The organism is Candidatus Binatia bacterium, from assembly GCA_036382395.1.
Taxonomy (GTDB): Bacteria; Desulfobacterota; Binatia; order HRBIN30; family HRBIN30; genus JAGDMS01.
On sequence record DASVHW010000074.1, the window covers coordinates 1 to 8,868 of the forward strand.

An 8,868-nucleotide genomic window follows, 5' to 3' on the forward strand; every position below is an offset into this window, starting at 1 on the left:
CATTTACACCGGAGAGGTTGGCTACCTCGCATTCATCACACCTGGAATCCTCGCCCAGAGTGTGTTGTTCAGCGCAATCTTCTACGGCATCGCAGTGATTTGGGAGCGCGATCTCGGTGTCGTGCACAAGCTTCTGGTGAGCCCCGCCCGGCGAAGCTCGCTGGTTTTCGGCAAAGCGGTCTCCGCCGGATTCCGCGGCCTCGTGCAGGCGGCCGTCATTTATCTCATCGCGTTCGTTATGCACGTCACGATCCGGCACGAGCCACAGGCCATCTTCGGCGTGCTGGCCGGCGTGCTGCTGGGCTCCGGGCTCTTTTCTACTTTTTCGCTCATCATCGCGTGCATCGTGAAGACGCGCGAGCGCTTCATGGGGATAGGCCAACTCCTCACGATGCCGATGTTCTTCGCAAGCAACGCGATCTATCCATTGGACCTCATGCCCGGCTGGCTACGCATCGTCGCGCAGCTCAATCCCCTCACCTACCTGGTCGACGCGCTACGCGGGCTTATGATCGTGGGAGGTGAAAGCGTACATGGCTACGGCGTAGATTTCGCAGTGTTGTTCGCAGTGTTCGCCGTGCTGCTAATGGTCGCCGTGAGGCTGTACCCGACGCTGGTGGAATGAGCACAGCCGTGCGCTGTAAAGAAGGAGAGATATTCGGAGGGGCCACAGAGAGCCCTCAGCCTGCCACATCACCGCCATCCACGACCGCAGCTCTTCAGGCACTCGCTCCGCTGCGCATCACACTCGTGTTGGCACTCTTGCATATCGTGCTGACACCGGTTCATACAGGTCGCCACGACGGCGTCACACCATTGCGCGCACGACTCACGCGACTGCACCGGGGGTCTCGCTAAGTCGGGTGCCTGGTGCGCCATGGCGCAGCTACTGACCAACAGCCCAAACGCAAGCAGCACCAGCCAACGCGACGAATCCGCCATCGCGCTCCTGACAGCAGTATCCACGACTCTTCCCATTTTCCGAGGTGCGCAACTTGAGAAGACCACCATGGTCCACGGCAACCCTGCGGTGAGCGCTCCCCGAATCACGGCGTCGATTGTACGACTCCTCCCCACGCCGTCTGGGCTCCACCTGGCCCGACAGCAGCACTGTTGAACACCGCGATGGCCACCGGATCGCCCGCCTCGACGGTCGCGCACCCCTGCCCATACTGTCCGGCAAAGCCGCTGATCTGGATCTCGGTGTCCGACCACGACGCATACTGCAATGTTACGACTGAGGCGGGCAGTGCTCCCCAGAACGTCCAGCCTGCATTGAAGAGCGCTGCTCCGCTGCACGGGGTCCTGTCGTCCTCGAAGAAGAAATGGTCCAGATCCCCGGTGTACGGCATCGCGACCGGCGCGCTCCCGAACCCCGACCCGCGCACCGTTATGTGCAGGTTCTGTCCCGCGCCGGAGAATTGCACTGCCGTGATGCTCGGTGTGTCCGCGGATGTGAAGGGCACGTTTCCACCCCACGTGGCACCCTGCCCGGAATCGTTCCACACGGCAAGAATGATTGCGTCTCCTGGACTCCGGTCGAAGCCGCTCACCACGATCTGCGTGTCGCTCCAAGAGAGATACGCGAGCCCATTCGCATCGCCGGTGTACCCCCATTCGCCCTGTCCGACTTGGGCCAGGTCAAAGAGGCGGAAGTTGGGCAAGTCGCCCAAGTAGGGCAGCGATACCTGCACGCCGGGATTACCGAAACCAGTGCCTGCGAGGGATAATATTTCATCCGCTTGGCTTCCGGCGATGGTAACGTTGCTGATCACGGGCCCGGCGGTGCTCGCACCGCCGCCGCAAGCTGCCGCGAGGAGCAGCACGGGGAAAAGACACTTCACCAGCCGTCGCTCGGCACACCGCACCCCATCGCCAGACGCGGCTGTTCCAACAGAACTACACACAAGCAGCCCAGAGCGGCGGGCAGCTACTGGCAACGGGTCGATCCCGTCTTCGTGCAGTGCCCGACTGACGGCGCTTCAGCTGTCGTCGCCGTCATCATCTCCGCTGTCATCACCGCTGTCACCGCCTTGATCTGCGGCCACGGTCCGCCAGTGGCTGCTCAGGGTGGAAAACCTGCCGAAGACCAACAGAGCCAGAAAAGCCAAGGTTGCAACTCGTCGCATGCGCTCTCTCCTCCTATGCCGCCGCGGTGGAACGCGGGGCGATTTTTTCGATGTCCGTACCAGTAACGGGCCAACCGCCGCATCGGTTGACATCAGCGAATGTAAATGGCCGGCGCGAGTGACGTCAACCCAGGTGGCTGTGAACTCGTTATACCGAGCATGAAGACGGCGTTGCGTCAGCGTGCACGTTGCTCCACAGCGTGCCGCAAGGCGCACCATCACGAAGCAAGGAGGAGGTAATCGGAATGTCCAAGTTCATCATGCTCATCGCGCCGCTCGCCGTGGCGTTGACGACGGCACCAGTTCTGGCACACGGCCACCATGGCGGAGGCGCTTGTCGTCAGGACCTGCAGACGCTTTGCCCCAGCGTCACACCCGGCCCCGGCAGCTTCCGCGATTGTCTGGCGACGCTCTGCCCGAACCTCACGCCCGGCCCAGGTGCGTTTGCGAGCTGTCTCCAGGAGGCCGCGACGTCAAAGGGTGTCACGCTTTCGGACCAGTGCCAGGCCCATCTGACCAAGATGCAAGCCAAGGTAGATGCCTGGAAAACGGCTTGCGGGGGCGCCGTGACAACCTACTGCAGTGGCATCACCGGTCCCCGTGACATCGGCAAGTGCCTGCGCGAACATCAGAGTGAGCTCTCTAACACGTATCCGCAGTGTCAGGATCTGCTGGCCCAGCACCACGGGCATCACCATCACCACGGTCCGGCGGGCCCGAACGGCGGGCAGTGAATCAGCTAACAGATAGTCTTGTTGCGGTACGACGACCCCTGCCGCCCGAGACACGCGGTGGACCATGCACCCTCTGGGTGTTGATACCCTGGGTGGCGCGCTCGGCGGCGGCGTAGTACCGTGACATGTCAACCCAGCGGCGTGTTCGTTCGTTACTTCGACCCAGAGGCCTTGTGTGGATCACGTTCTGATTTCCGCCCGCAACCGGCGTATGGTGCACCGGTCGCGGGCTTTCCCCCACCACGTCTTGGGTTGGGCAGGCCGTCTCTTCGCCCCCCCAGCGGCCCGCCCGCCCAGCGCGTGGTTCCCCGGTCTCGGGACCGAATCCGCCAACCGCTTACCCCGGTGGCGATGAGCAGCCCGATCCAGGTGCGATCACCGCGCACGACCGATGTCTCAGGCCCAATCACCGCCTTGGCAATGCAGGATGCGCGGCGTTCATCAGCAGCCGTAGAGCACAGGAAGGACGTTCCTCTGGAATCGGTCAGGGACGACGTACCGGAGTACAATGAGCTGTATCAAGCCCACCGCGGGCGCGTGCTGCGCCTGTGCCGGCTCTTATTGTCCGATGCGGATGAGGCAGACGACGTCAGTCAGGAAGTGTTCCTCAAGCTGTTCCGCCAGCATCAGCTGAGTAGTAGCACGATCGCCTGGGGACCCTGGCTGACGCGAGTGACGGTGAATGCTTGTCGTGATCGGCGGCGCTCCGGGTGGTGGAAGTGGTGGCGCGAGCGCCACCAGGCATTCGAGGAAGCCGAGCTTCCAGGTCATGGATTCACTCCCGAGCAGGAGGTCCTCAGTCGTGAGCGACGCCGAGACGTATGGCACTCGTTTCGGCAACTCTCATCCCGGCAGCAAGAAGTGTTTGTCTTGCGCCATCTGGAAGGTTTCCCCACCGCGGAGGTGGCGGAGATGCTCGGTGTAAGCCCCGGGAGTATCAAGCGCCATCTCTATCGTGCCGTGCACCAGATGCGGAAGGCGTTGGGAGGTTTGCGATGAACCGATGTCTGAGCGAGCCAGCCCTGCTGCGGGCCTGTCAGAAAGAAGCCACCGGCGTCGAGCACGCCCACCTGCGGCTGTGCGCCGATTGCGCCGAGCGCTACGATGCCCTGGTCGATGACCTGCATGCGATCGATGCGATTCTCACGAAAACGCCGCCACCTACGCTGCTGACCAGCCGTCTACCTCGCTGGCGCATGGGATGGGCACCTGTCGCGGCCTTCGTGGTGCTCCTCGCGGCAATCGTGAGTGTGATCTCCCTACGCCGACCCACGCCGCTGCCGATGACGTCACGGAGCACCAATGTGTCGGGCTTCGCAGCCGATGTTTCCGCTGCACTGTTTGCGAGCGCCGATGCGGGTGATTTTCCGCAGGTCGAATCTGAGCCGGCCGATCTCGGCGTCGCGCTCGAAGCAGGGTGGGCATGCACCCAGGATCGGTATTTCAACGGCGAATGCAATGACCAGCTGTCGGTGCTGCTCTTCGAAGCGAGTGACTGAAGGAGAATACGATGAAGAAAAGTCGTTTGGTGCTGGTGGGGCTGACGCTCATGACCCTCTGCTCAGTAGTGGCACGTGCACAGCCGCTCGGAGCACCTCCCATGACGGGGCACGGGCATGCACGGATGTTCGGCGATAGCGGGGCCATGATGTTGCCGCTGGTCCTCAAGCACGCGAAGCTCACCCCTGAGCAGACCAAGCAAGTCCAAACCATCATGGAAACCGACCGCCAGGCCTTGCGCACCCTGTTCACGCAGCTGGAGGCCGCCAACGGCCAGCTCAGCAATAAGCTCTTTGCGGCCGGGACCGTTCAGGCTGCGGATCTGACCCCGCAGGTGCAGCAGATCAGCCAATTGCGGCAACAGCTGATGGAACAAGGGGTGAAGACGGCGCTGTCGATCCGCGCCATTCTGACGCCCGAGCAACTCGCCAAGGTCTCGCAGTTGAATGAGCGCATCCAGAAGCTCCACGCCGAGATGCGCAGCATCTTCGAGGCCAACGACTGACCGGGCCTCGATGCTCCTCGTGGCCCGTTGATCGGGCGCAGGATTCAACCCCTTGGAAGGCGACGAGATGTGGCCCGTAAGCGTCACGCGACAGCTGCCACTCTCGCTGGCGGTGCTGACCTTGGTCGCGGGTGCCGCCGTGGCGCAGATGAACCGTCCCCACATGCGCCAGCACTCTGACAAGAGCGCGAAGGGCACATCGATCGATGACGCCGCGAAACAACTGTCAAGCGATGACCCGGACAAGCGCCTGGATGCGGTGAAGGCGCTAGGCATCTCGAAGAACAGCAAGGCGACCGAGTATCTGATCAAGGCGGTTGGCGACTTGGACGTGCGCGTGCAGGCGAAGGCGATACAGATTCTCGGCGACGTACGGGCCAGCGAAAGCACGCCGACTCTGGTGCAGTGCCTGATCGTGCGCACGACGGACGCCAGCATGGAGCAGCTCATCCTCGCCTCGCTCGGGAAGATCGGTGACGCGCGCGCGGTGCAACCGGTGATCGAATTGTTACAGCGCGATCTCGACGCGGCTACCCGCGGCGCCGCAGTCTTCGCGCTCGGCGAGATCGGCGCGCCCGAGGCGGTCGGCGTGCTGGAGCACATCGCGCAGACCGACGAGGACCAGGCGGTGCGTCGGGTGGCCACCAAGGCCGAAAGCAAGATCGAGGCGCACCACGGGCTGATCCGCGGCGACATGACGGATCCGTCAGCGGCCTTCCTCAACCCCAACGAACCGCCGCCAGCGCAACAGGGTCACCGTCGGCAGCACTGAGCACTGTCACCGCGACAACCCCGGTGCGCCCCATCACCTCGGGGTCGACCCCAGCCCACGCCGAGTCGGATCTCGTACGGCACGGCCTGAACCGGAGGATCAGAAGTCCGCTAAAGAGCACGCCGTGGGGAGAACGGCGCAGAGCAAGGCGAGGAAAGAGCGGGCGACCGGGGTCGAACCGGCGACGTCCAGCTTGGGAAGGTGAAACAGCGCGTTTCGCGATCTCGGCGGAAACTAAAGTAAATCTCGCGTTTTCAGTGGGTTAAGTGGCCTTGGGATCATCCCGGATTGTCCCGAAAGATCTCGCATAAGCCCAAAAAGCCGGGAACGGTTCCCGGTTTTCTCCGGCCTCGATCGAGGTCGGCAATTCGCCATCCCTTGACGCTGTCGTGCGCGAAGATTGGCAGGGGTGACTGGTGGTGGTAGACTGAAAGTATGCAGAAGGCCGACATCATCGAAACCCTTCCGGAGGATCTCCGGAAAACGATCGAGGAAGATGTTCGCGCCGGCGAGTTCACGGACGCTGATGAAGCGATCCGCACCGCCATCCTCTCGCAACACGAACGCCTCGCCCTTCGCCGCTCCGTTCTGGAAGCGGATGCCGCGTGCGCACGTGGCGAGGGCATTCCGGGCGAGCAGGTCTTCACCGAGCTGCGCAAGCTGAGTGCCGACCGCCGCAAAGCGCAATGAGCGCGTATGAGGTCGCCCCAGCGGCGCGCCTCGATCTGCTCGAACTCTGGAATCTGATCGCGGAAGACGATCTCGACAGAGCGGACCGCATCGTCAACGAGATCGAGCAGACCTTTGCGCTCATCGCGTCGCACCCCCGCATGGGACATCCGCGCCCGACGCTACTTCCCCGTCGATTTCTCTTCCACCCCGTGTATTCGTGGGAGATCATCTACAACCCGGACGTGCACCCACTTCGCATTCTCCGTGTCTGGCACGGGGCGCAGGAGAAGCCGGAGATTCCAGAAACCTAGGATGGCAAGGTGACCTGCTCGCGTTGAGCCGTCGCCAATTCGATCGGCATTCCGAGGGTCGCGGAGGTGTGCGGTCGCTCACCGTGAATGTCCCCTTGGTAAGCGTTGGTAAGCGAGAAAAGGGGAACGCGCCAGGAGGCCCGACCTACGGTTTAGACTTAGAAGGCCGTACCGGCGTGTTCCAAGAATCAAGGAACTACAAGGACTTCCTTCATCGGCGGGGATTTAGCCATGATCGCCTGTCTCTGCCGCCCACTACTTTTCACTCATTTTCATTTCCCAACCGGCACCAGAACCGGCACCCGATTAGGCCAGTGCACATGCTGGATTTGAACCAACCTCGCACCAGAGCGGCGAGGAGCCAGAAGACGCAGGACATCCGTGTGGCTCAAGGGTTTCAGCATCATCGCGATCGAACGATCGGGCTCCCCCAATTTCCCGGATTCTCCCCGACCAGCCCCTGGGGTGTCTCCGCGGAATCCGCGGCTGTTGCCTGCAGGTCGAAAATTGGGGGAAACGACGATATGGTTACCAAGCGAGCCTTTGACCGTGGAGGCAGCCAGGCCGGTGAATGGGAAGGGCTGTACGTCAGAGCCAAGACGCTTGCGCAAATCCTACGCGCCTAGAGACGGAACGTTCTACTGGATGCTAACAGGAGAAAAGCCGGGGGTCAGCCATTGAATTTGGAATTATAGGGCTCGTCGTGCCCCGACAACTTGCGCTGTGGCCGCTGCGTACGCCCGCAGGTGCATAACTCGAACGTCTCGGTGGTGGGGTCCGCCCCATTACGTCCGGCGACCGTCACACTGCGACACGGCGACCGCGCAGCTCGACCACAAGCTCCAGGCCAAGGGCAGTGGCGATGCGCCGGAACGTTACAACGCTCGGGGGGGCTGCCTCCTGCTTCCAAGCGCGCAACGGCCGGTTGCGTGCTGCCGATTCGGGACGCCAGCTCCGCCTGGGTCAGGCCTACAAGCTCGCGTGCCTGCCGTACCCGTTCCGCCAACTCGAAGGCCTCCTTGGCCTCGCAATAGGCAACGCGACGTTTTTCGCTGTCGGCTTTCGCCCGCTTGATGCTGGCCCAACTACGCCGTTTCGGCACCGTCTTCTGCAGCATGGCCTTCCTCAAGGAACGAACAGTTGCCGACCTCCATGCGGGTTCAAGCCGCGCGGGACTTCAAATCGAACACTGCCACGGAGACATGCTCCTTCGGCCGGCCTTTGGTTACCAATCGATCGATTTGCTTCAGTGTTGCCGGCGCCAGGAATGTCTCGCCACACTGGGTGCAGACCTCGCCACGCACGTTGCGAATGAGGAAGCGCTCGCCGCCCCACTCATGCATGTGTTCGATGCGGCGAACGCAGAGCGGGCCCTTGCAGAAGTAGCACGTCTTCATTTCTTCTCCTTACGGCTGCGGTAATTCTGCCACAATTTGGGATCCGGACGATACACCGTGATGATCACCAGCACGCCCTCATGTTCGGAGCACACCGCGTGGATCGGCTTCTCCGCCTGCGTGAAGCCTAAAAGAAGATGCGAGTGACCGCGCGGATCCTCGGGATAATCTTCGATCAGTTCCAGACGCTCAGACAACAGCGCTTCCTCCAATTCAGACATCCGAATGCAATCGGCATCGCGTTCGTGCTCGGCGTGGAGGGATAGCCGATAGCGGCTGCGTCGCACGAGGCCTCGGATTCGCGCCGGTATGTGGTCGGAAGCCACGCGAAATTCACTCCCTCACGGCGTCAGATGGTATGGCACGCAACGCATACATCAGATGGCTTTCCGATACGTCAGCGCTCTTTCGTAGCAGAAACAAGGTACGTTGGGGATGCGGCCGGGTCGGTTCGACCGCATGTATGCACGATGGTCCTGAAGCCGACGTCCGGCCCAAACTGGGAACCCCGGGAACCTTGGCAATCTCGCGCACAGCGCGCCGTGTCGAGAAACGAACGCGCAATCGGTGGCTTAGACAAAGAGCGGGCGACCGGGGTCGAACCGGCGACGTCCAGCTTGGGAAGCTAAGAACGCCGCGGCGCGGAAGGCCGCAGAAATGAAGGGAAAATCTGCAAATTCAGTTACTTACGGCCGTCATGACCATTCCCGGATTGTCCCGAAAAAGCCCCTAAAAACCCGCCAAAGCCGGAACCGTTCCGGCTCTCATCCTCGCGCCGCATTACGTTATCTCACAGCCTGCGCATCATGCACGGCACCAAAGAACACCGCGCTCAGCATCACCAGCCG

The 8,868-nt window shown here is 62.2% G+C and carries 12 protein-coding genes; 8 read left to right on the plus strand and 4 right to left on the minus strand.

The features are described from left to right. Nucleotides 1–625, plus strand: a 625-nt coding sequence (locus VF515_03945; GenBank protein HEX7406787.1) for an ABC transporter permease, incomplete at its 5' end; no start/stop codon positions are given. A 421-nt stretch (nucleotides 626–1,046) separates the two neighbouring features. On the opposite strand, the gene VF515_03950 is transcribed toward VF515_03945, so the two are convergent. Both VF515_03950 and VF515_03955 read right to left on the minus strand, forming a co-directional pair. After that, a complete protein-coding gene (locus tag VF515_03950) occupies nucleotides 1,047–1,844 on the minus strand; it encodes a hypothetical protein (GenBank protein HEX7406788.1) in 798 nt (265 codons plus the stop codon). A gap of 138 nt (nucleotides 1,845–1,982) precedes the next feature. After that, nucleotides 1,983–2,129, minus strand: a complete 147-nt coding sequence (locus VF515_03955) for a hypothetical protein (protein HEX7406789.1) — start codon at nucleotides 2,127–2,129, stop codon at nucleotides 1,983–1,985. Between the two features lie 245 nt (nucleotides 2,130–2,374). On the opposite strand from VF515_03955, the gene VF515_03960 reads away from it, so the two are divergent. The 7 genes from VF515_03960 (at nucleotide 2,375) to VF515_03990 (ending at nucleotide 6,623) form a co-directional block, all read left to right on the plus strand. Beyond that, on the plus strand, nucleotides 2,375–2,863 hold the full coding sequence (locus tag VF515_03960; protein ID HEX7406790.1) for a hypothetical protein: 489 nt from the start codon (nucleotides 2,375–2,377) through the stop codon (nucleotides 2,861–2,863). A 351-nt stretch (nucleotides 2,864–3,214) separates the two neighbouring features. Beyond that, on the plus strand, nucleotides 3,215–3,862 hold the full coding sequence (locus VF515_03965; GenBank protein ID HEX7406791.1) for an RNA polymerase sigma factor: 648 nt from the start codon (nucleotides 3,215–3,217) through the stop codon (nucleotides 3,860–3,862). Beyond that, nucleotides 3,859–4,362, plus strand: coding sequence for a hypothetical protein (locus tag VF515_03970; GenBank protein ID HEX7406792.1), 504 nt, complete (start codon nucleotides 3,859–3,861; stop codon nucleotides 4,360–4,362). The genes VF515_03965 and VF515_03970 overlap by 4 nt, the downstream gene beginning before the upstream one ends. Nucleotides 4,363–4,373: 11 nt before the next feature. Then, nucleotides 4,374–4,868 carry a periplasmic heavy metal sensor gene (locus VF515_03975; GenBank protein ID HEX7406793.1) on the plus strand — a complete coding sequence of 165 codons (495 nt, stop codon included), beginning with the start codon at nucleotides 4,374–4,376 and terminating at the stop codon, nucleotides 4,866–4,868. Nucleotides 4,869–4,935: 67 nt separating this feature from the next. Then, complete coding sequence (locus tag VF515_03980; GenBank protein HEX7406794.1) at nucleotides 4,936–5,640, plus strand: HEAT repeat domain-containing protein; 705 nt, start codon at nucleotides 4,936–4,938, stop codon at nucleotides 5,638–5,640. A gap of 435 nt (nucleotides 5,641–6,075) precedes the next feature. Then, complete coding sequence (locus VF515_03985) at nucleotides 6,076–6,330, plus strand: hypothetical protein (protein ID HEX7406795.1); 255 nt, start codon at nucleotides 6,076–6,078, stop codon at nucleotides 6,328–6,330. Next, nucleotides 6,327–6,623 carry a type II toxin-antitoxin system RelE/ParE family toxin gene (locus VF515_03990; protein ID HEX7406796.1) on the plus strand — a complete coding sequence of 99 codons (297 nt, stop codon included), beginning with the start codon at nucleotides 6,327–6,329 and terminating at the stop codon, nucleotides 6,621–6,623. Before VF515_03985 ends, VF515_03990 begins: the two co-directional genes overlap by 4 nt. A gap of 1,160 nt (nucleotides 6,624–7,783) precedes the next feature. Here VF515_03990 and VF515_03995 read toward each other — a convergent pair. Further along, nucleotides 7,784–8,020 (minus strand): YgiT-type zinc finger protein, encoded by a 237-nt coding sequence (locus tag VF515_03995; GenBank protein HEX7406797.1) that lies wholly within the window; start codon nucleotides 8,018–8,020, stop codon nucleotides 7,784–7,786. Beyond that, a complete protein-coding gene (locus tag VF515_04000; GenBank protein ID HEX7406798.1) occupies nucleotides 8,017–8,346 on the minus strand; it encodes a DUF4258 domain-containing protein in 330 nt (109 codons plus the stop codon). The genes VF515_03995 and VF515_04000 overlap by 4 nt, the downstream gene beginning before the upstream one ends. Between the last annotated feature and the right edge of the window lie 522 nt (nucleotides 8,347–8,868).

Excerpts from the sequence above, each read along its gene's own strand:
- VF515_03955 (HEX7406789.1), bottom strand. The coding sequence starts at position 2,129 with ATGCGACGAGTTGCAACCTTGGCTTTTCTGGCTCTGTTGGTCTTCGGC.
- VF515_03960 (HEX7406790.1), top strand. The coding sequence starts at position 2,375 with ATGTCCAAGTTCATCATGCTCATCGCGCCGCTCGCCGTGGCGTTGACG.
- VF515_03965 (HEX7406791.1), top strand. The coding sequence starts at position 3,215 with ATGAGCAGCCCGATCCAGGTGCGATCACCGCGCACGACCGATGTCTCA.
- VF515_03970 (HEX7406792.1), top strand. The coding sequence starts at position 3,859 with ATGAACCGATGTCTGAGCGAGCCAGCCCTGCTGCGGGCCTGTCAGAAA.
- VF515_03975 (HEX7406793.1), top strand. The coding sequence starts at position 4,374 with ATGAAGAAAAGTCGTTTGGTGCTGGTGGGGCTGACGCTCATGACCCTC.
- VF515_03980 (HEX7406794.1), top strand. The coding sequence starts at position 4,936 with ATGTGGCCCGTAAGCGTCACGCGACAGCTGCCACTCTCGCTGGCGGTG.
- VF515_03985 (HEX7406795.1), top strand. The coding sequence starts at position 6,076 with ATGCAGAAGGCCGACATCATCGAAACCCTTCCGGAGGATCTCCGGAAA.
- VF515_03990 (HEX7406796.1), top strand. The coding sequence starts at position 6,327 with ATGAGCGCGTATGAGGTCGCCCCAGCGGCGCGCCTCGATCTGCTCGAA.
- VF515_03995 (HEX7406797.1), bottom strand. The coding sequence starts at position 8,020 with ATGAAGACGTGCTACTTCTGCAAGGGCCCGCTCTGCGTTCGCCGCATC.